The sequence below is a fragment of the Nocardioides baculatus genome, assembly GCF_016735675.1.
Lineage (GTDB): Bacteria > Actinomycetota > Actinomycetes > Propionibacteriales > Nocardioidaceae > Nocardioides > Nocardioides baculatus.
The window spans coordinates 540,546-566,051 of sequence record NZ_JAERSG010000001.1 but is presented as its reverse complement, the minus strand read 5'-3'; the positions used below and the strand labels follow the sequence as shown (position 1 = coordinate 566,051).

The following is a 25,506-nucleotide window of genomic DNA, read 5'->3' as shown; positions in this document are numbered from 1 at the left end:
CCGTGTCCGACCGGCCGTGACCGCCACCCGAACATAGGCTCAGCCAATGCTCGATGTGGTCGCCGTCGTCCTCGCCGCCCTGGCCTGCGTGCTCGCCGGCCTCGCGCTCCGCCGTACGACCTCGCGCCCCAGCGGCGACGGTGTCGAGGCGCTGCCCGAGGACGTGCACGGCCTGCGGCAGGAGGTCGCGGCCCTCAAGGCGGAGAACCGCGACGCGCTGCGACACCTCTCCGTCGTGCGCTACGACGCCTTCGGCGACGTCGGCGGGCACCTCAGCTGGAGCCTGGCGCTGCTCGACGACGCCGGCCACGGCACCGTCCTCACCTCGATCCACGGCCGCAGCGAGGCCCGCACCTATGCCAAGACGGTCGTCTCCTGGTCCTGCGAGCAGCAGCTCTCGCCGGAGGAGGAAGAGGCGATCGAGCACGCCCGTCCCTGACGGGAGGACCCGAACGCCGGACGCCCCGTCGGCGCGCGTGGGACGCTGTGCTCAGTCGAGACCACGGTGAGACCACGGGGGTGGTGATGGGTCGGGTCGGGTTCGCCCACGTCGTGGCCGCCTGCGCGGTCCTCCTTGCCGCGTGCGGCGGCGGGCCGGGGGCAGGTGCTCCGCGGGACGCGTCGATCGACGAGTTCTGCGAGGCCAAGGGCTGGATGGTTGCGGAGGGCATGGACCGCTTCTTCGAGAGCGGCCTCCCCTCCGACGACGAGCTCGTCGACCTCGTCCACGAGTGGGGCGACGAGCTGGCTCGCACCGGGACGCCGGACAACATGTCTGCGGAGGCGCGCGCCGGCTTCGAGAAGCTCGTCGGCCGCATCGACGGTCTGGAGTCCGGAGACGTCGACGAAGGCAGCTTCAACTGGGACGACGGCGCGTGGGAGGGCGAGGAGGAGAAGTCCTTCGCGAACTACGTGACCAACACCTGCCCCTGACCGCCCCCTGACAGGCCGGCGACCGGGCACGCGGCCAGCGCCGGAGGTCGTGGGTTGGGGGTCGGACGTACTGCCCGGACGCCCGTGCGTGCCGCGCGACACACGGTCGACAAGTGCTCGTCAACCGCCGCTAAGACGGCGTCAAGACCCCGTGGACCGGCCGTTCCGGGGAGGACGCTCGAGCCATGAGCCTCTTGTCCAGCCTGCTCGTGGTCGCGGTGGTCCTCGTCGCGCTCTACGTCCTCGCAGCACTGATCTTCCCGGAGCGTTTCTAGTGTCCGACACCCTCGGCGGTCTCCTCACGATCGCCCTCCTGGTGGCGCTCCTCGCTGCCGCGTACGTCCCCTACGGCGACTACATGGCGCGGGTCTACACGAGCACCACGCACCTGCGCGTCGAGCGCCTCGTCTACCGCCTCAGCGGCGTCGACCCCGACGCCGAGCAGGGCGCACGGTCCTACGCGTCGAGCGTCGTCGGCTTCAGCCTCGTGAGCATCGTGGTCCTGATGGGGATCCAGCTCGGCCAGGCGGCACTGCCGATGGACCGCGACCTGCCGGGCGTCCCGTTCTGGATGTCCTTCAACACCGCGGTGTCCTTCGTGACCAACACGAACTGGCAGTCCTACTCGGGTGAGTCGACACTGGGCTTCACCGCCCAGATGGCCGGCCTCGCGGTGCAGAACTTCCTCTCCGCCGCCGTCGGCATCGCGGTCGCGGTGGCACTCATCCGCGGCTTCGTCCGGTCGCGCAGCGGTTCGCTCGGGAACTTCTGGGTGGACCTCACCCGCGGCACGATCCGCATCCTGCTCCCGATCTCGTTCGTCGCCGCGATCCTGTTCGTCGCCGGTGGCGTCGTCCAGAGCTTCAGCGACACGACGATGCAGACGCTCGCCGGGCACTCGCAGGTCCTCACCGGCGGCCCGGTGGCGAGCCAGGAGGCCATCAAGGAGCTCGGCAACAACGGCGGCGGCTTCTTCAACGCCAACTCCGCGCACCCGTTCGAGAACCCCAGTGCGTACACCAACCTCCTCCAGGTCTTCCTGATCCTGGTCACCCCAGTGGCGCTGACCCGCACCCTCGGCACGATGCTCGGCAACCGTCGGCAGGGGGTCGCGATCCTCGGCGTGATGGGGATCCTCTACAGCCTCACGCTGGTCGCCGCCACCTGGTCGGAGGTGACCGGGCAGGGCGCCGCCGCGCAGGCCGCCGGCGCGGCGATGGAGGGCAAGGAGACCCGCTTCGGCGAGTGGGCGTCGGCGCTCTTCGCGGTGTCGACGACGGCCACGTCCACCGGGGCCGTCAACGCCTCGCACGACTCGCTGACACCTGTCGGTGGCGGTGCCGCCCTGTTCAACATGATGCTCGGGGAGATCGTCCCGGGAGGCGTGGGCGCCGGCATCTACGGCATCCTCGTGATGGCCGTCCTCGCGGTCTTCGTCGCCGGCCTGATGGTCGGGCGGACACCGGAGCTCCTGGGCAAGAAGATCAGCGCCAGGCAGATGACCTACGTCGCCCTCTACACGCTGACCACCCCCGCCCTCGTCCTGGTGGGCGCCGGGATCGCGATCTCACTGGACTCGACGGCCGATGCGATGGGCAGCTCCGGCGGTCACGGCTTCTCGGAGGTGCTGTACGCCTTCACGTCGGCGGCCAACAACAACGGGAGCGCGTTCGGCGGCATCACCGTGACGTCGGACTTCTTCCAGATCGCCCTGGGCCTCGCCATGCTCATCGGCCGGTTCCTGCCGATCGTGCTCGTCCTGCTGCTCGCCGGTTCGCTGGCCGAGCAGGGCACGGTGCCCGCCACCGCGGGCACGCTCCCCACCCACAAGCCCCTGTTCGTCGGGATGCTGGTCGGCGTCATCCTCGTGATGACCGGCCTCACCTACTTCCCGTCGCTCGCCCTCGGACCGATTGCTGAGGCCCTCGTATGATCTCCACCCTGACCCCGACCCCGCCCGAGACGCGGGAGCCGCACACCCACCACACCCGCCGTCCGGACGCCGGCATGACGCTCGGCGCGCTCGTCTCCCAGGGCAGCCGGCAGCTGCCCGAGGCGCTGCGCAAGCTGGACCCCCGCCACATGTGGCGCTCGCCGGTGATGTTCCTGGTGCTCCTCGGCTCCGTCGCGACCACCGTCGCGGCGATCGCCGACCCCAGCATCTTCACGATCTCCATCACGGTCTGGCTGTGGCTCACGGTCGTCTTCGGCAACCTCGCCGAGGCGGTGGCCGAGGGGCGCGGCAAGGCCCAGGCAGCGTCGCTGCGCGCCACCCGCACCGACACGGTCGCGCGCCTGCTCGCCGACGACGGCTCCGAGTCCGAGGTCGCCGCGACCCAGCTCGAGGTGGGGGACCGCGTCGTCGTCGAGGCCGGCGACGTGATCCCCGGCGACGGCGACATCGTCGAGGGCATCGCGTCGGTCGACGAGTCCGCGATCACCGGCGAGTCCGCCCCGGTCATCCGGGAGGCCGGCGGTGACCGCAGCGCCGTCACGGGAGGCACGCGCGTCCTGTCCGACCGGATCGTCGTACGGATCACGGCGGCGGCGGGCGACACGTTCCTCGACCGGATGATCGCGCTCGTCGAGGGCACGTCGCGCCGCAAGACGCCCAACGAGATCGCGCTGTCGATCCTGCTGGCGAGCCTGACGCTGGTGTTCCTGGCCGCCGTCGCGACGCTCGCCCCGATGGCCGACTACGCCGGAGCGCCGCAGGACGTCGTGGTCCTCGTCGCCCTGCTGGTCTGCCTCATCCCGACGACCATCGGTGCACTGCTCTCCGCCATCGGCATCGCCGGCATGGACCGCCTGGTGCGGGTCAACGTGCTCGCCATGTCGGGCCGAGCGGTCGAGGCCGCCGGCGACGTCAGCACGCTGCTGCTCGACAAGACCGGCACGATCACCTACGGCAACCGCCAGGCCAGCCGCTTCGTGGCGGCGCCGGGCATCGGCGCCGACGAGCTCCGTGACGCCGCCCGGCTGTCCAGCATCGCCGACCAGACGCCCGAGGGCCGCTCGGTGGTCGACCTCGCCCTGCAGCAGGGCGCGGACGACCGGGACCTGCCGACCGGCGCGGTCTTCGTCGAGTTCACCGCGCAGACCCGCATGTCCGGGGTCGACCTGTCCGACGGGACCGAGGTCCGCAAGGGCGCCGGTTCGGCGATCGCGGCCTGGCTCGGTGTCGAGCAGCCCGTCGAGGTGCACGACATCGTCGCGGACATCTCCCGCTCGGGAGGCACTCCGCTGGTGATCGGGCGCAAGGACGCCTCGGGTGCCGGTCGGGTGCTCGGCGTGATCCACCTCAAGGACGTCGTCAAGGAGGGCATGGCCGAGCGGTTCGCCGAGCTGCGCTCGATGGGCATCCGCACGGTGATGATCACCGGCGACAACGCCCTCACCGCCCAGGCGATCGCCGCCGAGGCCGGTGTCGACGACTTCCTCGCCGAGGCGACGCCCGAGGACAAGATGGCCTACATCCACCGGGAGCAGGAGGGCGGCCGGCTCGTCGCGATGACCGGCGACGGCACCAACGACGCCCCGGCGCTCGCCGCGGCCGACGTCGGCGTGGCGATGAACAGTGGTACGGCCGCCGCCAAGGAAGCCGGCAACATGGTCGACCTCGACTCCGACCCGACGAAGCTCATCGACATCGTCGAGATCGGCAAGCAGCTGCTCATCACCCGCGGCGCCCTCACGACGTTCTCCATCGCCAACGACGTCGCGAAGTACTTCGCGATCATCCCGGCGATGTTCGTCGTGGCCTACCCCTCGCTCGACAAGCTCAACGTGATGGGACTGGCGACCCCGCAGTCGGCGATCCTCTCGGCGGTCATCTTCAACGCCCTGGTGATCGTCGGGCTCATCCCGCTGGCGCTGCGCGGCGTGCGCTTCCGCGCCGCCTCGGCGTCCGCGGTGCTCCGTCGCAACATCCTGGTCTTCGGCCTCGGCGGCATCGTCGTGCCGTTCGTCGGGATCAAGCTCATCGACCTCGTCATCTCCACCATCCCCGGTCTCGGCTCCTAGAAGTGGGAAACATGTTCAGCGACCTCACCCGGCAGTCCCTCGCCGGACTCCGTCTCCTCCTCGTCATGACCGTCCTCACCGGCGTCCTCTACCCGGCCGCCGTGTGGGCGGCCGGCCAGGCCTTCGGCGACCGGGCCGACGGGTCCCCCGTCCGTGTCGACGGGGAGGTGGTCGGCTCCCGGCTCCTCGGCCAGCAGTTCGCGGGTGACGAGTGGTTCCTCTCGCGCCCGTCGGCCAACGACTACGACACCCTCGCCTCGGCGCCGAGCAACCTCGGCCCCCTCGACCCCGACCTGGTCGCCAGCATCGGCGACCGCTTGGCCGAGGTCGCGGCGCGCGAGGGCGTCGAGGAGTCGCAGGTACCCGCCGACGCGGTCACCGCGTCCGGCTCGGGCCTCGACCCGCACATCTCGGTGGCGTACGCCGAGCTCCAGGCGCCGCGCGTGGCGGAGGCCAACGGTCTCGACCTCGCCACGGTCGAGGACCTGGTCGAGGACAACACCGTCGGTCGGGGGCTCGGGTTCCTCGGCGAGCCGGGCGTCAACGTGCTCGAGCTCAACGTGGCCGTCGCTGCTGCCGTGCGTGGGGGAGACTGAGCGCATGGCCCACACCGGTGACCGCGGGCGGCTGCGCGTCTACCTCGGCGCGGCCCCGGGTGTCGGCAAGACCTACGCCATGCTCGACGAGGGGCACCGACGACGCGAGCGCGGCACCGACGTGGTCGTCGGCTACGTCGAGACCCACGGTCGCCCGAGGACGGAGAAGGCCCTCGACGGCCTGGAAGTCGTGCCACGGCGCTCGATCGACTACCGCGGCACGACGCTCGAGGAGATGGACCTCGAGGCCATCCTCGACCGGGCGCCCGACGTGGTGCTGGTCGACGAGCTCGCGCACACCAACGTCCCCGGCGGCGTCCACGGCCACGAGAAGCGCTGGCAGGACGTCGAGGCCCTGCTCGAGGCCGGCATCAAGGTCATCACCACCGTCAACATCCAGCACCTCGAGTCGCTCAACGACGTGACCGAGTCGATCACGGGCGTACGGCAGCGCGAGACGGTGCCGGACCACGTGGTCCGCTCCGCCGACCAGATCGAGCTCGTCGACATGAGCCCTCAGGCGCTGCGCCGCCGGATGGCCCACGGCAACATCTACACCGCCGACATGATCGACGCGGCGCTGTCCCGCTACTTCCGCGAGGGCAACCTCACGGCGCTGCGCGAGCTCGCGCTGCTCTGGCTGGCCGATCGCGTCGACGAGGGACTGGAGCGCTACCGCGACCAGCACGAGATCGACTCCACGTGGGCGACCCGCGAGCGCATCGTCGTCCCGGTCACCGGCGGTCCCGAGTCCTCCACCCTCATGCGGCGGGCCGCGCGCATCGCGACGCGTCGCTCGGGTGGCGAGTGGCAGGCGCTCTACGTCACGCGCCAGGACGGGCTGACCGGGATCTCGCCGGACCGGCTGACCCAGCTCGCCGCGAAGGCCGACGAGCTCGGGGGCTCGTTCCACACCGTCGTCGGTGACGACCCGGCCGACGCGATCCTGTCCTTCGCCCGCGCCGAGAACGCCACCCAGGTCGTCATCGGCGCCAGCCGACGCGGTCGGGTCTCCACCCTGCTCCGACCGGGGGTGGGTGAGCGGGTGGTCACCGGGTCGGGCGACATCGACGTCCACATCGTCACCCACGACTACGCCCGCCGCCGCTCGGCGAAGCCGCCGGTCGACAACCTCGGCCCCCGTCGCCGGCTGGCCGGGATGGTCTTCGGCGTGGTGGCGCCGGTGGTGCTGAGCGGCCTGCTCTACCTCACCGCCGACTTCCACGGGCTCCCGATCGAGGCGATGTCGCTGATGGTCGTGGTCGTCACGACCGCTCTCATCGGCGGTCTCTCGGCGGCCGTCGTCTCGGCGCTCGCGAGCGCCCTCCTGCTCAACTACCTCTTCACCCCGCCGCTCTACACCCTCACCATCGCCGAGCCGGAGAACGTGGTCACCATCGCGATCTTCGTCGCGGTCGGCATCGCGGTGGCCACCGTCGTCGACCTCGCCGCACGGCGTACGGCCCAGGCGAGGGAGGCACGTGCCGAGGCCGACGCCCTGACCGTGCTCGCCCACAGCCTGCTGACCTCGAGCGACGACGTCGAGGGGCTGCTCTCCTCGGCATGCCGGCTCTTCGGGGCCTCCGGCGCCGCCGTCCTGCGCCGTGGCGGATCGGGCGAGGACGAGGTCGTCGCGAGCTGCGGGTCGCCGCCGACCTCGGTCGATCGGGCGGACATGTCGGCCGCGATCGACGGTCAGAGCACGCTCGTGCTGTCGGGGGCGACACTGCCGGCGTCCGAACGCGGGCTGCTCAACGCCTATGCCGCCTACGCCAAGGTGATGGCGGAGCGGCGCCGGGCCACGGAGGCCGAGGTGGAGCGGTCGCGGCTGAAGGAGGCCGACCGGACGCGTACGGCCCTGCTCGCCGCCGTCTCGCACGACCTCCGCAACCCCCTCGCGGCGGCCAAGGTGGCCGTCGCGAGCCTCCGCTCGACCGACGTCACCTTCTCGCCGGAGGACCGGGCCGAGCTGCTCGAGACGATCGAGGAGTCCACCGACCGGCTCAGCGCCCTGGTGGCCAACCTGCTCGACATGAGCAGGATCCACACCGGCTCGGTGAGTCCGGTGCTGGTCGAGGTCGACCTGGCGGCGGCCGTACGGACCAGCATCGCGCCGCTGGCCGGCGGCGAGCGGATCGAGGTGGCGGTGGACCCCGAGGTCGTGGTGCTCGCCGACGCCGGGCTGCTGGACCGGGTGCTGGCCAACATCTGCGAGAACGCGCTGAAGTACACCCCCGTGAGCGCGCAGGTCCGCATCGACGCCGCGGCCGCGGGCGACCGCGTGGTGCTGCGGATCGCGGACACCGGACCGGGTGTCGAGGACCACGACCAGGAACGGCTGTTCGCCCCGTTCCAGCGGCTCGGTGACGTGCCCCAGCAGGACGGCGTGGGGCTCGGCCTCGCCGTGGCGCACGGCCTCGTGGAGGCGATGGGTGGGACCATCGCCACCGAGGAGACCCCCGGCGGGGGCCTCACCTTCGTCCTGGAGCTGCGCGCGCCCACGCACGACACCGACCACACCGACCAGCCCCACCAGCCCGACCAGCCCGACCGGGAGACCTCGTGACCTTCGTGCTCGTCGTCGACGACGACCCCGCGATGCGGCGCACGCTGTCGATCAACCTGCGTGCACGCGACTACGAGGTGGAGACCGCGGGCGACGGCCGGTCGGCGCTCCAGGTCGTCGACGAGCGGATGCCCGACGTCGTGCTCCTCGACCTCGGCCTGCCCGACCTCGACGGCATCGCGGTGCTGAAGCAGCTGCGCTCCTTCTCCCGGGTGCCGGTCATCGTCGTGTCGGCACGCACGGAGTCCGACGACAAGGTCGAGGCGCTCGACCTCGGCGCGGACGACTTCATCACCAAGCCGTTCTCCCTCGAGGAGCTGCTCGCCCGGGTCCGGGCGACGTCCCGCCGCGTCGGCCGCGAGGAGCCGGACCTCGTCGTCGAGGTCGACGGGCTGCGGCTCGACGTCACCGACTCCCGCGCGACCCGCGGTGACACGGAGATCCACCTGACGCCGATCGAGTGGAAGCTCGTCGAGGTCCTCGCCCGCCGCCGCGGCCGACTCGTGCGCCAGACCGAGCTGCTGACCGCGGTGTGGGGGCCGGCGTACGACACCCAGACCAACTACCTCCGGGTCCACATGGCGAGCATCCGCCGCAAGCTGGAGGCCGACCCGTCCCACCCGGTGCTCTTCGTGACCGAGCCCGGGATGGGCTACCGCTTCGCGCCCGGCTGACCTGCTGTAACGCCGGGTTACGAGCTGTACCCACCATCGTGCAAGGGGGTGGGTACAGCTACTAACCCGGCGTTACAGCGGGAGCGGAGGACGGGTCAGCGGGGAACCCGGACCAGCAGCCGGCCGTGGACGCACTCCATCCAGAGCTCGCGCCCCTCGCCGATCGAGTCGCCGTCGAGCTGGCGCGGGGTGGGTGCCGAGGCCTTGACCCGGACGCGCGCGCCGGTGCGGCGGTCGAGGGTCTCGTCGACGATCGTGCTCTTGCGCAGCACCCGCGAGGCGACCGTGATCCACGACAGGAACTGGCGCGGGTGGATGATCACGACGTCGAGGATCCCGTCGTCGATCGTGGCGTCGGGCAGGAGCGGCATCCCGGCCTGGAGGAAGCCGACGTTGCCGACGACGACGGTGCGGGCCCGGTGGGTCGTGGGCTCCTGGTCGTCGATCTGGATCTCCACCTTGATGGCGGGGAACATCAGCGACCGCAGTCCCGAGACGACGTACGCGATCCAGCCGATCTTCTTCTTGATCTCCTCGTTGACGCCCTCCATGATCGCGGCGTCGAAGCCCATCCCGGCCATCACCATGAAGTGGGTGTCCTCGATGCCGTCCCCGCCGACCTCCACGAGGTCGATCGCGCGGTCCTGGCCGTTGAGCGCGACGTCGATGGCGGCGCGGATGTAGAGCGGGATGTCGAGGTTGCGGGCGAGCAGGTTGCCGGTGCCGGCGGGGATGATCCCGACCGGGATGCCGGTGCCGGCGAGCTCCGCACAGACCTCGCGCACGGTGCCGTCGCCGCCGCACACGATGACCAGGTCGGCGCCCGAGACGGCCGCCTTCTCGGCCATGCCGGTGCCCGGGTCCTCGACGGTCGTGTACTGCCAGGTCGGCTCGGACCAGCCCGACTCCTTGGCCATCGCACTGACGACGGCGCGGAACTGGCCGACGTCCTCGACCTTGATCGGGTTGAGGATCACCGCGAGGCGACGCTCGTTGGTGAAGACCTCGGGCAGCGGCTCCGCCTTGGCGGCGGTCGAGCGGGGGCGCGGGTCGACGACCGCGATCGTGGCCAGGAAGACGAAGAGCGCGAGCAGCGTGCCGCCGATGACGTCGGTGGGGAAGTGCCGCCCGAGCATCATCCGGTCGAAGCAGACGACCAGCCACCAGACGACGACGAGCGTGATGCCGAGCCGCCGGAGGTTGGCCCGTCGCACGAAGAGGACGAGCAGCATGATCAGGAGACAGGAGTACGCCGCCACCGACGAGGCGTGGCCCGACGGGAAGCTGAAGTTGCTGTGCAGGTCGAGGGTGTCCTGCCAGTCGGGGCGGTCGCGGCCCAGCCAGCGCTTGAGGCCGGTGGTCGCGACCGAGGTCACGCTCATGACGACGACCACCACGAGGGCCGCCCAGCGCTGGCGTCGGAGCAGCAGCGCGCCTGCCAGCACGACGGTCAGGATCGTCATCCCGATCGTCCCGAACGCGACCTCGATCACCCGCAGCACGTGGACCAGGCCCGCGGAGTCGTCCGCCCAGTCCTCCATCGCCCGGCCCTCGACGTCGAAGGAGTCGAGGGGCGCGCGGTCCTGGCTCACGAGGAAGGCCAGGACGGCGAAGAGCGCACCGGCGAGGACGGCCCAGGCCACGGTGCGGTTGCGGGAAGCGGGGGTCACCCGCGAAGTATGCCCAAACCCCGTCGAGTCCCCCACGCCCGGACGGATAGCCTTGCGACATGATCGACCCGCGCCTCCTCCGTGACGACCCCGACCGCGTACGCGCCGCCCAGGCCAAGCGTCGGCTGTCCGACGACGTGGTGGACACGGCCCTCGCCGCGGACTCCGCGCGACGGCAGGCGATCGCCGACTTCGAGTCGAAGCGTGCGGAGCAGAAGGCCAGCGGCGCCCTCGTCGCGAAGGCGCAGGGCGAGGAGAAGCAGACCCTGCTCGCGCAGGTCAAGGAGCTCGCCGCCGGCGTGAAGGAGGCCGAGGCCGCGCGCGTCGCCGCCGAGGCCGCGTGGGACGAGGCGATCCGCGCGATCCCCAACATCGCCGACGACGCCGCCCCCGCCGGGCTCGAGGACGACTACACGGTCATCGAGCAGGTCGGCACGCCCCGCGAGTTCGACTTCGAGCCCCGCGACCACGTCGAGCTCGGCCAGCTGCTCGGTGCCTTCGACCTCGAGCGCGGCGCCAAGGTGTCGGGCTCGCGCTTCTACTTCCTCACCGGCATCGGCGCCCAGCTCCAGCTGGCGCTCGTCAACATGGCGATGGACCAGGCCCGCGCGCACGGCTTCATCCAGACGGCGGCCCCGTCGCTCGTACGCCCCCGCGCGATGGAGGGCACCGGGTTCCTCGGCCAGGCGGCCGACGACGTCTACCGGATCGAGGGCGAGGACCTCTACCTCGTCGGCACCTCGGAGGTGCCCATGGCGGCCTACCACTCCGACGAGATCCTCGACGCCGGCGCCCTGCCGCTGCGCTACGCCGCCTTCAGCCCGTGCTTCCGCAAGGAGGCCGGCTCGCACGGCAAGGACACCCGCGGCATCTGGCGCGTGCACTGGTTCGACAAGGTCGAGATGTTCGTCTACACGACCGTCGAGGAGTCCTACGCCGAGCACCAGCGGCTGCTGGAGTGGGAGAAGGAGTTCCTCGACAAGCTCGAGCTCTGCTACCGGATCATCGACACGGCAGCGGGCGACCTCGGGCTGAGCGCGGCGCGGAAGTTCGACTGCGAGGCGTGGATCCCGACCCGCCAGGGCTGGGGCGAGCTCACCTCGACCTCCAACTGCACGGAGTTCCAGGCCCGGCGCCTCGACATCCGTACGCGCGTGGACGGCTCGACGACCCCGGTCGCGACCCTCAACGGCACCCTCACCGCGGTCACCCGCGCGATCGTGGCGATCCTCGAGACCCACCAGAACGAGGACGGCTCGGTCACCGTGCCGCAGGCGCTGCGCCCCTACCTGGGCGGCCTCGAAGTGATGAAGCCCCTTGGTTGAGTGGACTCCCCGGGTCGTCGCGCTCGACATCGACGGCACCCTGCTCAAGTGGGTCGACGGGCAGACCGAGGACTACGAGACCATCCCCGAGCCGGTCCACGACGCGGTGCACCGTGCCCTCGACGCGGGCGCGCACATCGTGCTGTCGAGCGGTCGCTCGCCGCACGGCATGACCCGGATCGCCGACCTGCTGCACATCCCGCGTGAGGACGCCGACCGGCTGTGGATCGTCGCGTCCAACGGCGCGGTCGTCTTCCGCTACCCGCCGATGGAGGTCGTCCACGAGGAGACCTTCGACGCCGCCCCGGCGGTCGCGATGGTGCTGGAGCACCACCCCCACGCCCTGGTCGCGGTCGAGGAGCGCGAGATCGGCGGCTATCGCGTCAACCGGGTCTTCCCGGAGGGCGAGCTCCACGGCGAGCAGCTGATCACCCACGTCGACGACATCGTCGGCGAGCCGGTCAGCCGCGTGATCATCCGTGACCCCGAGGCCACCGCCGACGACTTCATCGAGCTGTCGGCCAGGCTCGGGCTGCACGGCACCGACTACGTCATCGGCTGGACCGCCTGGATGGACCTCTCGCCCGTCGGTGTCTCCAAGGCCTCCGGGCTCCAGCACGTGTGCGACGCCATCGGCGGCCTCGGCGCGGCCGACGTGCTGGCGATCGGTGACGGTCGCAACGACATCGAGATGCTCCGCTGGGCCGGTCGCGGAGTGGCGATGGGCCAGGCCGTCGACGAGGTCAAGGCGGCCGCGGACTTCGTCACCGACTCCGTCCACGACGATGGTGCGGCGGTCGAGATGTCGCGGTGGTTCCCCGCTCCCGAGCAGACCTGACGCGGGTCCGAGCATGCCCGACTCGTTCACCTTCACTGCGCCACTGTGGCGCTGGACGGCGCGCGAGGAGTCTGCGGACCAGGGTGCGTGGAGCTTCGTCACCGTGCCGCCCGAGGTGGCCGAGGAGGTCCGCGAGCGGTCCGGGGAGCCGCGCGGCTTCGGGTCCGTGCGCGTGCACGTCGAGGCAGCCGGGACGGCGTGGGACACGAGCGTCTTCCCCGACGCGAGCTCCGGCAGCTTCGTGCTCCCGGTCAAGAAGGCGGTCCGGGTCGCCGCCGACGTCGTCGAGGGCGACGATCTCACCGTGACGCTGTCCCTCCGAGAACCCACATGAGCGCCCGCGTGAGCGGGCGCCTGGTCGCGACCGACCTCGACGGCACCCTGCTGCGGTCCGACGGCACCGTCAGCGACCGCACGCGCGCCGTGCTCGACGAGCTCGACGACCGCGGCGTACCGGTCGTGTTCACCACCGGCCGGCCCGTCCGGTGGATGGAGGAGCTGTGGGACGCCGTCGGCGGGCACGGCCTGGCGATCTGCAGCAACGGCGGGATCGTGTACGACGTCGCCGAGCGCAGGGTCCGCGACTTCAGCGCGGTGCCGCGCGAGGTCGGTCTCGAGGTGGCCGAGCTGGTGCGCGCGGCCGTACCGGGGACGACGTTCGCGATCGAGCACACCTCGGGCTGGGCGAGCGAGGGCGGCTTCCCGCACCACCCCGACGATGCCGGGACGGTGCGCCGCGGACCGTGGGAGTCGATCTACGTCGACGACGTGGTCAAGGTCCTCGCCGTGCACCGCGAGCTCGACCCCGAGGACTTCTGGCGGCAGGTCGACGCGGCCGTCGGCGGGCTGGTCACCACCACGTGGTCCTCCACCTTCGCGCTCGTCGAGATCAGCGCGGCCGGCGTCACCAAGGCCACGACGCTCGCCGGGGTCGCTGCCGAGATGGGCGTCGGAGCGCAGGACGTCGTCGCCTTCGGTGACATGCCCAACGACCTGCCGATGCTGGAGTGGGCCGGCACGTCCTACGCGATGGCCAACGCCCACGCGTCCGTGCGCGACCTCGCCGACCACCTCGCGCCGGGCAACGACGAGGACGGGGTGGCCGCGGTGCTGGCCGACCTGTTCGGGCTGGCTCGCTAGGCACGTCAGTCGGAAATCGACCGTTGCGGGGCGGGGCGCAGCAGGTCGAGGTCCGACAGTCGTGCCATAGAGTGCGGCCCATGTTCCGAGCCGTCCGTCTTGCCGCAGCCTTGCTGCTCGCGTGCCTCGGACTCGTCTTCACGGTGACCTCGACGGCGTCCGCCGCCGACTGCACGTGCAAGCAGGCGGGGCTCGAGAAGCAGGTGGCCAAGGCGGACCTGGTCTTCGTCGGCACGGTCGACAAGGTCGAGGCGCAGGGCAACGGCTTCCTCTACGAGATTACCGCCTCCCGCGCCTACCAGGGCACGCCCGAGCGGAAGACGCAGGTGCTCTCGGCCGGTGGCCGCGACGCGTGCGGCCTCGGTGAGCTCGGTGTCGGCACGAGCTACGTGTTCTTCGCGACCGGCGCCGACACGCCGTACGCCGCCGACGCCTGCGGTGGCACGAGCGTCGCCAACCCGACGAAGGTCGACAAGGTCGAGGGCCTGCTCGGCCCGGGCACGGCGGTCGAGCCGCCCCCGCCGCCGACCGCCCAGCTGACCCCGATGGAGGATGCCGCGCCGGTCGGCTTCGCCCGGGCGGCAGCACCCGGTGCCGCGGCCGTCCTGGTCGGCCTCCTCGGCCTGGTCGTCGTACGCCGTCTGGCGCGCCGGTAGCCGGCTCGGGTCAGAGGTACATCCCGCTGGACGGCCCGTTGGGGTCGTCCTGGGGCTGCTCGCCGCCGGGCATGGTGGGCATGCCGACCGGCTGACCGTGACCCTGCTGGCCGCCCTGGCCCATCGGGAGGGCGCGGCGGATCTGCTCGAGCTGGGCGCGCGAGGCGACCTGCTGGGCGTAGATGGCGGTCTGGATGCCGTGGAAGAGGCCCTCGAGCCAGCCGACGAGCTGGGCCTGCGCGATCCGGAGCTCGCCCTCGGACGGGGTGGTGTCGTCGGTGAACGGCAGGGAGAGTCGGTCGAGCTCCTCGACGAGCTCGGGGGCCAGGCCCGACTCGAGCTCCTTGATCGACGCGGCGTGGATCTCCTTGAGCCGCTGGCGGCTGGCCTCGTCGAGAGGAGCCGCCTTCACCTCCTCGAGGAGCTGGCGGATCATGCTGCCGATCCGCATCACCTTCGCTGGCTGCTCGACCAGCTCGGTGATGTGGCGCTCGCCCTCACCGTTGCCCTCGCCGTCGGACTCGCCGGAGTCCTGGGTCATGTCGGGCAGCGCGCTCGCGGGGATGGTGCCGATGGGCTGGCCGTCCGGCCCGATCACGACGACCATGTCCTCGCTGTCGGAGCCTCGGGACTCGCTGGCGGACTCGGGCTGCTGCTGCTCGGTCATGCGCGCAACCCTAGTCGGGCGGCGGAAGCCTGCTGGAGCGGTGGTCGAGCCACATTTCCGAGGCCTCGAATGTGGGTGGGCCACCGCTCACGCGAGTGTCGTACGACGGCGCGCCGGCGGGCGGTGGTGCAGCCACATCTCGGGGTCCTCGAATGTGGGTGGGCCACCGCCCACGCAAGCTCAGAGGGTGAGGACGATCTTCCCGGAGTGCGACCCGTCCTCCATCAGCTGGTGGGCGCGCGCCACCTCCTCGAGCGGCATCGTCGTCTCCACGATCGGGCGGACGTCCCCGGAGGCGACGAGGGGCCAGACGTTCTCGACCACGCCGCAGCAGATGGCGGCCTTCTCGGTGACGGGCCGGGCGCGCAGCGAGGTTGCGGTGACCGATGCGCGCTTGCGGAGCAGGGCGTTGATGTCGAGCTCGCCCTTGGCGCCTCCCTGCATGCCGATGATCACGAGCCGGCCGCCGGTGGCGAGGGCGGTGACGTTGCGGCCGAGGTACTTCGCGCCCATGTTGTCGAGGATCACGTCGGCACCACCGGCGTCGGTGAGCACCTCGACGAAGTCGTCCTCGCGGTAGTCGATGGCGTGCGCGGCGCCGAGCGAGCGGCACAGCTCGAGCTTCTCCGGCGACCCGGCGGTCGTGAACACCTCGGCGCCCCGGGCGGCCGCGAGCTGGATCGCCATCGTGCCGATCCCGCCGGCACCGCCGTGGACCAGGAAGCGCTCGCCCTTCTGGAGGTGGGCGGTCATGAACACGTTGGACCACACGGTCGCGGCGACCTCGGGCAGGCACGCGGCCTCGACGAGGGAGACGCCGCCCGGCACCGGCATGACCTGTCCGACCGGCACCGCCACGCGTTCGGCGTACCCGCCGCCGGCGAGCAGCGCGCAGACCTCGTCGCCGACCGACCAGCCGGTCGCCCCGTCACCGAGCTCGACGATGCGGCCGCTGCACTCGAGCCCGATCGTGTCGGAGGCACCGGGCGGCGGCGGGTAGAAGCCCTGCCGCTGCAGGGTGTCGGCGCGGTTGACGGCCGTCGCGGCGACCTCGATCACGACTTCGCCCGCACCGGGTCGTGGTGCGTCGACCTCGCCGACGGACAGGACCTCGGGGCCGCCCGTGACGGCAGCGACGACTGCGCGCAAGGGGTCAGTCCTCGTAGCGGTCGGTGGAGTGGTCGACCGTCGAGTCGTCGGGCACGTCGTCGTCGACGTCGTCGGGGTCGGGGGCGTCGGCGGGCCGGTCCCAGCTCTCGGCGAGCTGCTGGGCCTTGCCCGCGAGCCGCTCGATCTTCTCGGGGTCGAGGTTGCCGGCACCTGCGGCGAAGCCGAGGAGGTACGCCGAGATCGGCGCGGCGGTCCTCTGCACCTCGTGCGCGGCGACGCGGGCGAGGTCGAGGATCAGTCCTTCGTCGACCTCGGTCTCGACGTCGAGCACGTCGGCGAGCTCATCGATCCAGTCGTGAAGGTTCACGGTCCCCATCTTGCTCACCCCACCCGTCGGCGGCAAGGCTGACCCGCCCTCGCCCGACCCTCATCCGATCCTCGTCCGACCTTCATCCGCCGAGGTCGCGCAGGTCGGCCCACGAGTCGATGTCGACCGCCTCGTCGCCGATCGCCGGCACCTTGGCGAGGTCGAGCGGAGCGAGCAGCCGGTGCAACGCCATGCCGTGCTGCGCCTCCAGTCCCGGTCGTACGCCGGCCAGGCGGGCCGCGTCGAGCACCCCGGCCAGCTGCCTCCGACCGTCGGCGCCGACCAGGAACGCGCCGTCCCGGCCCGTCGCGGCCTCGCGCAGCCGGCGCATCGTCGCGGGCGTCACGCGGGGCATGTCGACGGCGAGGACCCCGATGTGGGCCGGCCGGCGGAGCAGCACGTCGACACCGGTCAGGAGACCGGCGACAGGCCCACCGCGTGGCGGGTCCTCGTGGACGAAGGTCACCGGTCGCTCGGTCCGGACGCTCGCCGGCGCGACCACCACGACCTCGTCGGCGTCGACGAAGGCGTCGACCGCGAGCTCCAGCAGGGTGCGGCCGTGGAGCTCGACGGCGCCCTTGTCGATCCCGTCCATGCGGGCAGCCGTCCCGCCGGCGAGCACCACGCCGCAGAAGCGTGCCGCGAGGTCGAGGTCCATGCGGCCAGTCTCGCAGCCCTACGCTGGACGCCATGACCGAAACCCTGCGGGTCCGCGTGCACCAGTGGGCGAGCGGGCTGGATCCCGCCGCCAACCGGGCCCGTCTCGCCGAGGGCGTCACGCCCGGCGCCGACCTGGTGGTCCTCCCGGAGGCGTACGCGCGCGACTTCGGGGAGGCGGGCTCCGACGTGAGCGCGTTCGCCGAGCCCCTCGACGGCCCCTTCGCGAGCGAGCTCGACCGGGTCGCCCGAGCAGCCGACTGCACCGCCGTCGCGGGGATGTTCGAGGTCGCCGACGACCCCGCCCGGCCCTACAACACCCTCGTCGCCGCGGGCACCAGTGCAGGGCGCTACCGGAAGATCCACCTCTACGACTCGTTCGGCTACCGGGAGTCCGACCGCATCACCGGCGGCGCGACGGAGCCGGTGGTCATCGAGGTCGCAGGGTGGCAGGTGGGCCTGATGACCTGCTACGACCTGCGCTTCCCCGAGCTCGCGCGGCGCCTCGTGGACGCCGGCGCCGAGGTGATCGTCGTGCCGGCCGCGTGGCTGCCGGGCGACCGCAAGGTCGAGCACTGGCGCACCCTGCTGGCGGCCCGCGCGATCGAGAACACCTGCTTCGTGGTGGGCGCGGCCCAGCCCGAGCCGCGCTACTGCGGCCACTCCGCGGTCGTCGGCCCGATGGGTGAGGTGCTCGGCGAGGCAGCGGGTGGCGAGGCCACCTTCGAGGCCGTCCTCGACCGTGCCGACCTCAGCGCGACCCGTCGTACCAACCCGTCCCTGGCCAACCGACGGCTGTAACCTCCTCCGACGTGCCGACCACCCCCTCCGACAGCCCCCGCGGGTCCGCCCGCGGCAAGCGGGCCGCGGAGCGACCGCCGTCGCGGCTGCGCCGGCGCCGGGAGGCCGAGCCGAAGGAGCCGCCGCTCCCCGCGAAGGCCGCCCGGGACTCCGTGCCGGCGCCGGTCACGCCGCCCGACCGGGTCGGGTCGCCCGAGCCGCACGACCCCTCGACGGACGCGCCGGCACCCGAGGGTCCGCGCAAGGTGCTGCTGCTCCTCTGGTTCGCCGTGCTGCTGCTCGGTGCGGCGGCCCTGGGCGCCTCCGCGGTCGCCGGCATCCTCGGCCACGAGCCGACGGTCGAGGGCTTCACGCTCCCCGGGTGGCTCGACGGCGCCGGAGCGGTCGCCGTGGTGACCGCCCTGTCCTGGCTCCTCGCGACCCGTACGGCCGGCCGCGCGCTGGTCTCGGCGGGCCTCGCGCTGGCGCTCGGTGTCGCGAGCCTGGTCGTCGGCGGCCGGGTGCTGCCGACCGGGGCGGCGGTGCTGACCTGCGTGGTCGGCAGCGTGTACGCCGTCATGGTGACGGTGCCGGCGGTCACCTTCCTCAAGGCCGTCCGCGAGACCCTCATCGCATCCCTCGTCGCCGCCGTGACCGCCTTCGCGGCCGTCGGCTTCGAGCCCACGGTCGCCGCGGAGCGCTTCGACATCGCCGCGCTGCTGCTGGCGCTGGCCCTGGTCTTCACGATCGTCTACCGCCTCGGCGCCGGCCTCCACGGCCTCGGTCGACGCGGGCTGGTCATCGTCGCGATCGGGCTCGCCGTCCTCGTCGCGACCCTGGCGTACGCCGAGCTGCTGCGCCGCTACGGCGCCCAGACCTTCGTCTCGTCGGTGCTCGACTTCGCCGACGCCACGTCGGAGAGGATCGGTGCGTTCCCGCGGCCGCTCGTCGTGCTGCTCGGCATCCCGGCCATTGTCTGGGGCACCCACGTGCGTGCCCGTCGGCGCCAGGGCTGGTGGGTCTGCGCCTTCGGCGTCGCGGCGACCGTGCCGATCGCGTCGGGCCTGACGGCGATCGACACCTCCTACGCCGAGTCGGGACTGCGGGTGCTGTACTCCCTCGTGCTGGGGATCGTCCTCGGCTACCTCGTGATCCGCGTCGACCTGGCGCTGACCGGTCCGAAGGGCCGGGGCGCCCGTCGCGCCGAGGAGGCCGGGCCGCACCGTCCGGAGCCGAGCCGGTTCGCGGAGCTGTGAGCGGGGCCGATCGGCGGCTACGTGCCGGTAACCGCTAGCGTCGGGCGCATGGCCCGCAGCACCTCCCTCGAGATCGTGTCCGAGCTCGTCGCCAACGTGCTGACGATCGAGGTCGCCGAGGGCGACCGCGTCGAGGCCGGCGACACCGTCGTGCTGCTGGAGTCGATGAAGATGGAGATCCCGATGCTCGCCGAGCGGGCCGGGACGGTCACGGCGGTCAAGGTCACCGTCGGCGACGTGGTGCAGGACGGCGACGTCCTCGTGGTCCTGGACTGACGAGCGATGACCGCCACGCGTGCCCGGCAGGTGCACGTGGTCGTGGCGGTGGTGGCGTGGATCGCGCTGCTGCTCCAGCTCGCGCTGGTCGTCAAGGGGACGGTGATCCTCGACGAGACCGACCCGCCCGCGCTGCCGCTCCGCCTGGCGCGCTACTTCGCGTACTTCACGATCCAGAGCAACATCCTCGTCGCGGTCACCTCGAGCCTGCTCGCCCGCGACCCGGAGCGCGACGGGCGGGGCTTCCGGGTGGCGCGGCTCGCCGCCCTCGTCGGGATCACCGTCACCGGGCTCGTGCACTTCTTCCTGCTGCGCCCGCTCCTCGACCTCGACGGCGCCGACTGGGTCGCCGACAAGCTGCTGCACATGGTCGTCCCGGTCCTGGCCGTCGCGGCCTGGGCCCTCGTCGGCCCGCGGCCGCGCGCCGACCTGCGCGTGGCGGCGTACGCCCTGGTCTGGCCCGTGGTGTGGCTGGTCCTCACCCTCATTGTCGGCCGACTGTCGGGCTGGGTGCCCTACCCGTTCCTCGACCCCGACGAGGGCGGCTGGGGGGCGGTAGGGATCGCCTGCGCCGGCATCACGATCCTCTTCCTCCTCCTGTTCGCGCTCTACGCGTGGCTCGACCGGCGGCTGCGCCCGGTGCCTCGCGGGGTGGGCCGCTAACCCCCCGGTCGTCGCGAGAGCCGTCCAGCGCGTGCGATGGCAAGGCGGACGAGCGAAGGCGTGGCGCAGCCGCATCGAGCCGAGGACAACGCAGCCAGCGTGCATGATGGGCGGCTCGTAGCAGGCCGAGGGGTTTGCGGGACGCCCTAGTGTCGGTGGAATGGAATTTCGATACCTCGGCAACAGCGGACTGAAGATCTCTGAGATCACCTACGGCAACTGGCTCACCCACGGCTCCCAGGTCGAGAACGACGTCGCCACCCAGTGCGTGCGCGCCGCGCTCGACGAGGGGATCTCGACGTTCGACACCGCGGACGTGTACGCCAACACGGCGGCGGAGACCGTCCTCGGCGAGGCGCTGAAGGGCGAGCGCCGCGAGTCGCTGGAGATCTTCACGAAGGTCTACTGGCCGACCGGCCCGAAGGGCAAGAACGACACCGGCCTGTCCCGCAAGCACATCATGGAGGCGATCGACGGCTCCCTCGAGCGGCTGCAGACCGACTACGTCGACCTCTACCAGGCGCACCGCTGGGACCACGAGACGCCGCTCGAGGAGACGATGCAGGCGTTCGCCGACGTCGTCCGCCAGGGCAAGGCGCTCTACATCGGCGTCAGCGAGTGGACCGCCGACCAGCTCCGCCAGGGCGTCGAGCTGTCCAAGGAGCTCGGCTTCCAGCTGATCTCCAGCCAGCCGCAGTACTCGATGCTCTGGCGCGTCATCGAGGACGAGGTCGTCCCGGCCTCCCGCGAGCTCGGCGTCTCCCAGATCGTGTGGAGCCCGATCGCCCAGGGCGTGCTGACCGGCAAGTACAAGCCCGGAGCCGAGCCGCCGGCCGGCTCGCGCGCGACCGACACCAAGGGCGGGTCGGACATGATCGAGCGCTGGATGAAGGACGACGTGCTGACCGCCGTCCAGGGCCTCGAGCCGATCGCCGCCGACTGCGGGATCACCATGGCGCAGCTCGCGATCGCCTGGGTCCTCCAGAACGACAACGTCGCCGCCGCCCTCGTCGGCGCCTCCCGCCCCGAGCAGGTCGCCGACAACGTCAAGGCCGCCGGGGTGAAGCTCGACGACGACGTGATGAAGCGCATCGACGAGGCCCTCGGCTCGGTCGTGATCCGCGACCCGAAGCTGACCGCGGAGAACACCCCGAAGGGCCGCGTCGTCTGACCGTCGTGCGCCTGTGGTGGCGCACCCGCGCCGGACACGTGTCCGAGAGATGGCCCCTGGACCTGCGGATCGAGGGCCACAGCTCGGACACGTGTCCGCGTGAGCCTCAGGAGTACGTCGGCCGCGTGACGCGGTAGCGCACGAAGGCCGGTACGGCGAGGGCCGCCGCGACCGTGCCGACCACCACCAGCACGCCGCCACCCGCCGCGGCGACCGCCGCACCCGTGGCCGCGGCCGTGGCGCCGTGGGCGACGTCGGCGATGCGCGGGCCGCCGGCGACCACGACGATGAAGATGCCCTGGAGCCGCCCGCGGACCTCGTCGGCCGCGGCGGACTGCAGCATCGACGTACGGAAGGCGGCGGACGCCATGTCGGCGGCCCCGCCGATCGCGAGCATCAGGACCGCGACGCCGAGCATCAGCGCGGGGGCGTACGACGCCAGCATCGCCGCGACCCCGAAGCCGACCATCGCGAAGCCCCACACGAGGATCGCGACGACGACGGCGAGGCCCTGGCGCTCCACGCGCGACACCCAGCCGGACAGCACGCCGCCGACCACCGCGCCGAGCGGGATCGCGGCGAAGAGCAGGGCGAACGCCAGGCCGCCCTCGCTCGGTCCGCCGAAGTCGACGTCGGCCATCTCGGGGAACAGCGCCCGCGGCATCCCGAAGACCATCGCGATGATGTCGACGACGAAGGACATCATCAGCACCGGCTGGGTGCGGAGGTAGCGGAAGCCGTCGACGACAGCACCGAGGCCGGGCGCTACGGTCGCGCCGATCACCGGCAGCGCGGGCAGGCCGACGACGGCACCCAGGGTCGCGAAGAGGGTGATCGTGTCGAGCAGGTAGAGCCACGAGAAGCCGATGATCGGGATCAGCGCCCCGCCCACCAGCGGCCCCGCGATGCCGCCGGCCTGCATGACGGTCATGTTGAGCGAGTTGGCCGCGGGCAGCAGGTCGTGGTCGAGCAGTCGCGGCAGCAGCGCCGACCTGGTCGGCTGGTTGACCGCGAAGAACGCCTGCTGCACGGCGAAGAGCGTGAGCAGCAGCCACACGTCCTCGGCCCCCAGCGCGGCCTGCAGCCAGAAGCCGGCCGAGGTGAGGATCAGCCCCGTCGTGGTGACCAGCAGGAGCGTCCGGCGGTCGAAGGCGTCCGCGAGCGCACCGCCCCACAGCCCGAAGACCACCAGCGGGACCAGGCCGAAGACGCCGGTCAGGCCGACGTAGGCCGACGAGCCGGTCATCGCGTAGATCTGCGCGGGCACCGCCACGACGGTCAGCTGCGCGCCGATGACCGTGACGATGTTGGCCAGCCACAGGCGGCGAAAGTGGGGGTTGGCGAGCGGGCGGGTGTCCGCCAGCAGTCGCCTCTCCACCTCCGCAGGCTAGGCGAGGCCCGGACCCGGCCCCGCAGCAGGTCAGCCCGATGAGACCTGGTCGCCCCAGGCGGCGCGGGCGCCGGAGTCGCCGACGCGGTAGACCTGCACGCTGGTCGCGAGCGCGGCCACGAGGGCGAGCACGGCGACGGCCTTGAGCGACCCGGCCTGCGACGGCCGCGAGCCGGTGTCGGTGCTCCGGGGCGTACGCCGGTCGAGCCACACGAGCGCGGCGAGCAGGACGAGCATCGGCAGGGCGAACCAGATCAGCTGGTCACCCAGCTCCGCGTGCTCGCCGGGATTGCCGACGCGCTTCTCCAGCGCCTCGCCGCTCGACGTCGAGACGGGGATGAGGACCGTCGCCACGGCAGCGATCGCGACCAACAGCGGGCCGTAGGGTCGTCGCCACGAGGGACGTACGACGAGGGCGATCGTGCCGAGGGTGGCCAGTGGCAGCAGCACGACGACGGCGTGGACCACCAGCGGGTGGATCGGCAGGCCATTGATGAGATCGAACATGTCACCGACCCTAGGCCTCGAACCTGCACGCCACCTGACTGGAAGAAGGCGTTCAGTCAGGTTGTGTGCAGGCGCGATCGGGCAGGCTGGTCCCGTGACGTGCCCGGACCAGGTGATCGCCTGATGGCCCGCGTAGGCCTCTGCGAGGACGACGCGGCGATCCGTCGCGTCGTCGGCGACGCGATGCGGCTCGCGGGCCACGAGGTCGTCGTCGCGCACGACGGCGGCGAGGCGCTGCGCACGTTCGTCGAGGATGACGCACTCGACGTGGTGATCCTCGACATCGGCCTGCCCGACGCTGACGGGCGCGACGTGTGCCAGGCCCTGCGCTCGGCCGGCCAGTCGGCGCCGGTGCTGTTCCTCACGGCGCTCGGCGCGGTCCACGAACGGCTGGCCGGATTCAGTGCCGGCGCCGACGACTACCTCGCCAAGCCGTTCGACGTGCTCGAGCTGATCGCGCGCGTCGAGGCGCTCGCCAAGCGCGGCCGCCTCGTCGTCGCCGAGGCACCGACCGACCTCGTCCTCGACCCGGCCCGGCACTCGGTGTCCTGCAACGGCCGGGAGTCGATGCTGACGCCGACCGAGTTCCGGATGCTCGCGGCGATCACGTCGCGCCCCGGCGAGGTCGTACGACGTCGCGCGGTGGTCGCCGCCGCGTGGCCGCAGGGCGGCATCGTCAGCGACAACACCGTCGACTCCTACGTGCGCCGCATCCGGGTCAAGCTCCGGGAGGTCGACTCGCCCCTCGAGCTCACCACGGTGCGGGGCGTCGGCTACACACTGAGGTGATGGACGAGACCGCACCACCCGACTCCGAGCCGCCGGGGCTGCGCAGGTTCGCGCCGCAGTCCTTCCGGGCCTCGATCGTCGTCTCGACGGTCGGCTTCATGGCGCTCGCGATGGTCGTCGTGGTCCTCGGCACCCATCTCGTGCTCGAGTACGCCGCCAAGCGCGACATCCAGCAGGTGCTGCAGGACCGGTCCGCGGTGATGGTCGACCAGCTCGAGGAGATGTCAGGTGCCCTGAGCCTCACCGCGGACGACCTCCAGCCCGGCATGGTCGTCTACGACGCCTCCGGCGAGCGGGTTGCGGGGTCGGTCGAGGTCGAGGTCCGCGACGTCGCCGACTCGCTCGCGACCACGCGGACCGCCCGCCTGGCCCGAGGCGGCGAGCACGAGGACCGCTTGCTGGCCACCCCGTTCGTCACTGCGGACGGGGAGGCCGGCGTGCTCGTGGCGAGCCAGGAGTCCGGACCCTACGAGCGGTCGGAGCTGTACGCCTTCCTTGCCGCCGTCGTCCTGGGCGTGCTGGTCGTCGGGGCGACCGCCGTGATGGCGTGGCGCGTCACGGCGCAGGCGCTGAAGCCCGTCGCCGTGATGGCCGAGCGGGCCTCGGAGTGGAGCGAGCACGACCTCGCGCACCGCTTCGCGCTCGGTCCACCGAACAACGAGCTGGCCGCGCTCGGCGAGACGCTGGACCACCTGCTCGACCGGGTCGCCTCGGTCATCCGCTCCGAGCAGCGGCTGACCTCCGAGCTCGCCCACGAGCTGCGCACCCCGCTCACCGCGATCCAGGGGTCGGCCGACCTCGCGCTCCTGCGCGGTGTCGAGGAGCCGGCGGTGCGCGAGGACCTCGAGCAGATCGCCGCCTCCGCCCGCGAGATGGGCGCGGTCATCACCACCCTCCTTGACCTCGCCCGTGACCGCACGACGGCCGGCCGGGAAGAGTGCCGGGTCGCGGACCTCGTGCCGGGGCTCGTGGCGGCCGCCGCCGGTCGGGTCGAGGTCGTCGACCGGACCGCCGGCTCCACGGCCCGCATCGCCGCGCCCGCCGGCCTGGTCGTGCGCGCCGTCGCGCCCGTCGTGGACAACGCCGCCCGCCACGCCCGGCAGCGAGTCGTGGTCGAGGCCGTCGACCTGCCGGACCGGGTGGAGCTCGTGATCGCCGACGACGGCGACGGCGTCGACCCGTCCGTCCGCGAGCACCTCTTCCAGCCCGGCGTCTCCGCGGCCGGCGGTGCGGGACTCGGGCTGGGCATCGCCCAGCGGGTGGCGCGGTCCGTCGGTGGTGAGGTCGACCTCGACCCGCCCACGCCGGGCGGAGGAGCGCGCTTCCGCGTGCGGCTGCCGCGACGCTGAGGACCGGCAGTCAGGTTCCTTGCAGGTGCGGTGTCGCATCCTTCGTGAGGAGCGGGTCCGTCTTCCCCCGGGACGGACCCGCTCCCACCCCCAGCGGGTGACC

The 25,506-nt window shown here is 72.1% G+C and carries 27 protein-coding genes; 20 read left to right on the top strand and 7 right to left on the bottom strand.

Going from position 1 to position 25,506, the window contains the following annotated elements:
• The first annotated feature begins 46 nt into the window (after positions 1-46).
• The 8 genes from JI751_RS02730 to JI751_RS02695 all read left to right on the top strand — a co-directional run bounded on the left by JI751_RS02730 (position 47) and on the right by JI751_RS02695 (position 8,792).
• Entirely contained in the window at positions 47-439 is a 393-nt protein-coding gene (locus JI751_RS02730) for a DUF4446 family protein (protein ID WP_201933103.1), read from the top strand.
• A gap of 86 nt (positions 440-525) precedes the next feature.
• Positions 526-933 (top strand): hypothetical protein, encoded by a 408-nt coding sequence (locus tag JI751_RS02725; protein WP_201933102.1) that lies wholly within the window; start codon positions 526-528, stop codon positions 931-933.
• A gap of 185 nt (positions 934-1,118) precedes the next feature.
• Positions 1,119-1,208 carry a potassium-transporting ATPase subunit F gene (locus tag JI751_RS02720; RefSeq protein WP_201933100.1) on the top strand — a complete coding sequence of 30 codons (90 nt, stop codon included), beginning with the start codon at positions 1,119-1,121 and terminating at the stop codon, positions 1,206-1,208.
• Positions 1,208-2,866, top strand: coding sequence for a potassium-transporting ATPase subunit KdpA (gene kdpA, locus JI751_RS02715; protein ID WP_201933098.1), 1,659 nt, complete (start codon positions 1,208-1,210; stop codon positions 2,864-2,866). Before JI751_RS02720 ends, kdpA begins: the two co-directional genes overlap by 1 nt.
• The gene (gene kdpB / locus JI751_RS02710; protein ID WP_372440543.1) at positions 2,863-4,956 is read left to right on the top strand and encodes a potassium-transporting ATPase subunit KdpB; all 2,094 of its coding nucleotides are present in this window, start codon (positions 2,863-2,865) and stop codon (positions 4,954-4,956) included. The genes kdpA and kdpB overlap by 4 nt, the downstream gene beginning before the upstream one ends.
• An 11-nt stretch (positions 4,957-4,967) precedes the next feature.
• On the top strand, positions 4,968-5,552 hold the full coding sequence (gene kdpC / locus JI751_RS02705; RefSeq protein ID WP_201933096.1) for a potassium-transporting ATPase subunit KdpC: 585 nt from the start codon (positions 4,968-4,970) through the stop codon (positions 5,550-5,552).
• 4 nt (positions 5,553-5,556) lie between these two features.
• A complete protein-coding gene (locus JI751_RS02700) occupies positions 5,557-8,118 on the top strand; it encodes an ATP-binding protein (RefSeq protein ID WP_201933093.1) in 2,562 nt (853 codons plus the stop codon).
• Positions 8,115-8,792 (top strand): response regulator, encoded by a 678-nt coding sequence (locus JI751_RS02695; protein ID WP_201933090.1) that lies wholly within the window; start codon positions 8,115-8,117, stop codon positions 8,790-8,792. Before JI751_RS02700 ends, JI751_RS02695 begins: the two co-directional genes overlap by 4 nt.
• Before the next feature lie 95 nt (positions 8,793-8,887).
• Here JI751_RS02695 and JI751_RS02690 read toward each other — a convergent pair whose 3' ends face one another.
• Complete coding sequence (locus tag JI751_RS02690) at positions 8,888-10,462, bottom strand: bifunctional phosphatase PAP2/diacylglycerol kinase family protein (protein ID WP_307813733.1); 1,575 nt, start codon at positions 10,460-10,462, stop codon at positions 8,888-8,890.
• Between the two features lie 59 nt (positions 10,463-10,521).
• On the opposite strand from JI751_RS02690, the gene serS reads away from it, so the two are divergent.
• From serS to JI751_RS02665, 5 genes are all read left to right on the top strand, one after another.
• Entirely contained in the window at positions 10,522-11,787 is a 1,266-nt protein-coding gene (gene serS, locus JI751_RS02685; protein WP_201933088.1) for a serine--tRNA ligase, read from the top strand.
• A complete protein-coding gene (locus tag JI751_RS02680) occupies positions 11,780-12,625 on the top strand; it encodes an HAD family hydrolase (protein WP_201933086.1) in 846 nt (281 codons plus the stop codon). The genes serS and JI751_RS02680 overlap by 8 nt, the downstream gene beginning before the upstream one ends.
• Positions 12,626-12,638: 13 nt before the next feature.
• The gene (locus JI751_RS02675) at positions 12,639-12,959 is read left to right on the top strand and encodes a DUF1905 domain-containing protein (RefSeq protein WP_201933084.1); all 321 of its coding nucleotides are present in this window, start codon (positions 12,639-12,641) and stop codon (positions 12,957-12,959) included.
• A complete protein-coding gene (locus tag JI751_RS02670; protein WP_201933082.1) occupies positions 12,956-13,765 on the top strand; it encodes a Cof-type HAD-IIB family hydrolase in 810 nt (269 codons plus the stop codon). Before JI751_RS02675 ends, JI751_RS02670 begins: the two co-directional genes overlap by 4 nt.
• Positions 13,766-13,845: 80 nt before the next feature.
• Positions 13,846-14,421 (top strand): hypothetical protein, encoded by a 576-nt coding sequence (locus tag JI751_RS02665; RefSeq protein ID WP_201933080.1) that lies wholly within the window; start codon positions 13,846-13,848, stop codon positions 14,419-14,421.
• A 10-nt stretch (positions 14,422-14,431) separates the two neighbouring features.
• On the opposite strand, the gene JI751_RS02660 is transcribed toward JI751_RS02665, so the two are convergent.
• The 4 genes from JI751_RS02660 to mobA all read right to left on the bottom strand — a co-directional run bounded on the left by JI751_RS02660 (position 14,432) and on the right by mobA (position 17,223).
• The gene (locus tag JI751_RS02660; protein WP_269090343.1) at positions 14,432-15,088 is read right to left on the bottom strand and encodes a bacterial proteasome activator family protein; all 657 of its coding nucleotides are present in this window, start codon (positions 15,086-15,088) and stop codon (positions 14,432-14,434) included.
• Positions 15,089-15,268: 180 nt separating this feature from the next.
• Positions 15,269-16,237 (bottom strand): NAD(P)H-quinone oxidoreductase, encoded by a 969-nt coding sequence (locus JI751_RS02655; protein ID WP_201933078.1) that lies wholly within the window; start codon positions 16,235-16,237, stop codon positions 15,269-15,271.
• Between the two features lie 4 nt (positions 16,238-16,241).
• Positions 16,242-16,565 (bottom strand): DUF6457 domain-containing protein, encoded by a 324-nt coding sequence (locus JI751_RS02650; RefSeq protein WP_201933077.1) that lies wholly within the window; start codon positions 16,563-16,565, stop codon positions 16,242-16,244.
• 82 nt (positions 16,566-16,647) lie between these two features.
• Positions 16,648-17,223, bottom strand: coding sequence for a molybdenum cofactor guanylyltransferase (gene mobA / locus JI751_RS02645; RefSeq protein WP_201933076.1), 576 nt, complete (start codon positions 17,221-17,223; stop codon positions 16,648-16,650).
• Between the two features lie 32 nt (positions 17,224-17,255).
• Between mobA and JI751_RS02640 the strand changes: the two genes are divergently transcribed.
• The 5 genes from JI751_RS02640 (at position 17,256) to JI751_RS02620 (ending at position 21,368) form a co-directional block, all read left to right on the top strand.
• Positions 17,256-18,023 (top strand): carbon-nitrogen hydrolase family protein, encoded by a 768-nt coding sequence (locus JI751_RS02640; RefSeq protein WP_201933075.1) that lies wholly within the window; start codon positions 17,256-17,258, stop codon positions 18,021-18,023.
• A gap of 11 nt (positions 18,024-18,034) precedes the next feature.
• Positions 18,035-19,258: a hypothetical protein gene (locus JI751_RS02635; protein WP_201933074.1), complete on the top strand. Its 1,224-nt coding sequence runs from the start codon at positions 18,035-18,037 to the stop codon at positions 19,256-19,258.
• Between the two features lie 48 nt (positions 19,259-19,306).
• Positions 19,307-19,534, top strand: coding sequence for a biotin/lipoyl-binding carrier protein (locus tag JI751_RS02630; protein ID WP_201933072.1), 228 nt, complete (start codon positions 19,307-19,309; stop codon positions 19,532-19,534).
• A gap of 6 nt (positions 19,535-19,540) precedes the next feature.
• Positions 19,541-20,197, top strand: coding sequence for a Pr6Pr family membrane protein (locus JI751_RS02625; protein ID WP_201933070.1), 657 nt, complete (start codon positions 19,541-19,543; stop codon positions 20,195-20,197).
• Between the two features lie 160 nt (positions 20,198-20,357).
• Positions 20,358-21,368 carry an aldo/keto reductase family protein gene (locus JI751_RS02620; RefSeq protein WP_201933069.1) on the top strand — a complete coding sequence of 337 codons (1,011 nt, stop codon included), beginning with the start codon at positions 20,358-20,360 and terminating at the stop codon, positions 21,366-21,368.
• A 106-nt stretch (positions 21,369-21,474) separates the two neighbouring features.
• On the opposite strand, the gene JI751_RS02615 is transcribed toward JI751_RS02620, so the two are convergent.
• Positions 21,475-22,746 carry an MFS transporter gene (locus tag JI751_RS02615; RefSeq protein ID WP_201933068.1) on the bottom strand — a complete coding sequence of 424 codons (1,272 nt, stop codon included), beginning with the start codon at positions 22,744-22,746 and terminating at the stop codon, positions 21,475-21,477.
• A 42-nt stretch (positions 22,747-22,788) separates the two neighbouring features.
• A complete protein-coding gene (locus tag JI751_RS02610) occupies positions 22,789-23,265 on the bottom strand; it encodes a DUF2231 domain-containing protein (RefSeq protein ID WP_201933067.1) in 477 nt (158 codons plus the stop codon).
• A gap of 123 nt (positions 23,266-23,388) precedes the next feature.
• On the opposite strand from JI751_RS02610, the gene JI751_RS02605 reads away from it, so the two are divergent.
• Both JI751_RS02605 and JI751_RS21380 read left to right on the top strand, forming a co-directional pair.
• Entirely contained in the window at positions 23,389-24,054 is a 666-nt protein-coding gene (locus JI751_RS02605) for a response regulator transcription factor (RefSeq protein WP_201933066.1), read from the top strand.
• Positions 24,054-25,403 (top strand): HAMP domain-containing sensor histidine kinase, encoded by a 1,350-nt coding sequence (locus tag JI751_RS21380; protein WP_201933065.1) that lies wholly within the window; start codon positions 24,054-24,056, stop codon positions 25,401-25,403. Before JI751_RS02605 ends, JI751_RS21380 begins: the two co-directional genes overlap by 1 nt.
• Positions 25,404-25,506 lie beyond the last annotated feature (103 nt).

What these genes read in the sequence shown, in the direction of transcription:
- JI751_RS02730 (WP_201933103.1), top strand. Translation starts at nt 47, where the DNA reads ATGCTCGATGTGGTCGCCGTCGTCCTCGCCGCCCTGGCCTGCGTGCTC.
- JI751_RS02725 (WP_201933102.1), top strand. Translation starts at nt 526, where the DNA reads ATGGGTCGGGTCGGGTTCGCCCACGTCGTGGCCGCCTGCGCGGTCCTC.
- JI751_RS02720 (WP_201933100.1), top strand. Translation starts at nt 1,119, where the DNA reads ATGAGCCTCTTGTCCAGCCTGCTCGTGGTCGCGGTGGTCCTCGTCGCG.
- kdpB (WP_372440543.1), top strand. Translation starts at nt 2,863, where the DNA reads ATGATCTCCACCCTGACCCCGACCCCGCCCGAGACGCGGGAGCCGCAC.
- kdpC (WP_201933096.1), top strand. Translation starts at nt 4,968, where the DNA reads ATGTTCAGCGACCTCACCCGGCAGTCCCTCGCCGGACTCCGTCTCCTC.
- JI751_RS02700 (WP_201933093.1), top strand. Translation starts at nt 5,557, where the DNA reads ATGGCCCACACCGGTGACCGCGGGCGGCTGCGCGTCTACCTCGGCGCG.
- serS (WP_201933088.1), top strand. Translation starts at nt 10,522, where the DNA reads ATGATCGACCCGCGCCTCCTCCGTGACGACCCCGACCGCGTACGCGCC.
- JI751_RS02675 (WP_201933084.1), top strand. Translation starts at nt 12,639, where the DNA reads ATGCCCGACTCGTTCACCTTCACTGCGCCACTGTGGCGCTGGACGGCG.
- JI751_RS02670 (WP_201933082.1), top strand. Translation starts at nt 12,956, where the DNA reads ATGAGCGCCCGCGTGAGCGGGCGCCTGGTCGCGACCGACCTCGACGGC.
- JI751_RS02665 (WP_201933080.1), top strand. Translation starts at nt 13,846, where the DNA reads ATGTTCCGAGCCGTCCGTCTTGCCGCAGCCTTGCTGCTCGCGTGCCTC.
- JI751_RS02660 (WP_269090343.1), bottom strand. Translation starts at nt 15,088, where the DNA reads ATGACCGAGCAGCAGCAGCCCGAGTCCGCCAGCGAGTCCCGAGGCTCC.
- mobA (WP_201933076.1), bottom strand. Translation starts at nt 17,223, where the DNA reads ATGGACCTCGACCTCGCGGCACGCTTCTGCGGCGTGGTGCTCGCCGGC.
- JI751_RS02640 (WP_201933075.1), top strand. Translation starts at nt 17,256, where the DNA reads ATGACCGAAACCCTGCGGGTCCGCGTGCACCAGTGGGCGAGCGGGCTG.
- JI751_RS02630 (WP_201933072.1), top strand. Translation starts at nt 19,307, where the DNA reads ATGGCCCGCAGCACCTCCCTCGAGATCGTGTCCGAGCTCGTCGCCAAC.
- JI751_RS02625 (WP_201933070.1), top strand. Translation starts at nt 19,541, where the DNA reads ATGACCGCCACGCGTGCCCGGCAGGTGCACGTGGTCGTGGCGGTGGTG.
- JI751_RS02620 (WP_201933069.1), top strand. Translation starts at nt 20,358, where the DNA reads ATGGAATTTCGATACCTCGGCAACAGCGGACTGAAGATCTCTGAGATC.
- JI751_RS02610 (WP_201933067.1), bottom strand. Translation starts at nt 23,265, where the DNA reads ATGTTCGATCTCATCAATGGCCTGCCGATCCACCCGCTGGTGGTCCAC.
- JI751_RS02605 (WP_201933066.1), top strand. Translation starts at nt 23,389, where the DNA reads ATGGCCCGCGTAGGCCTCTGCGAGGACGACGCGGCGATCCGTCGCGTC.
- JI751_RS21380 (WP_201933065.1), top strand. Translation starts at nt 24,054, where the DNA reads ATGGACGAGACCGCACCACCCGACTCCGAGCCGCCGGGGCTGCGCAGG.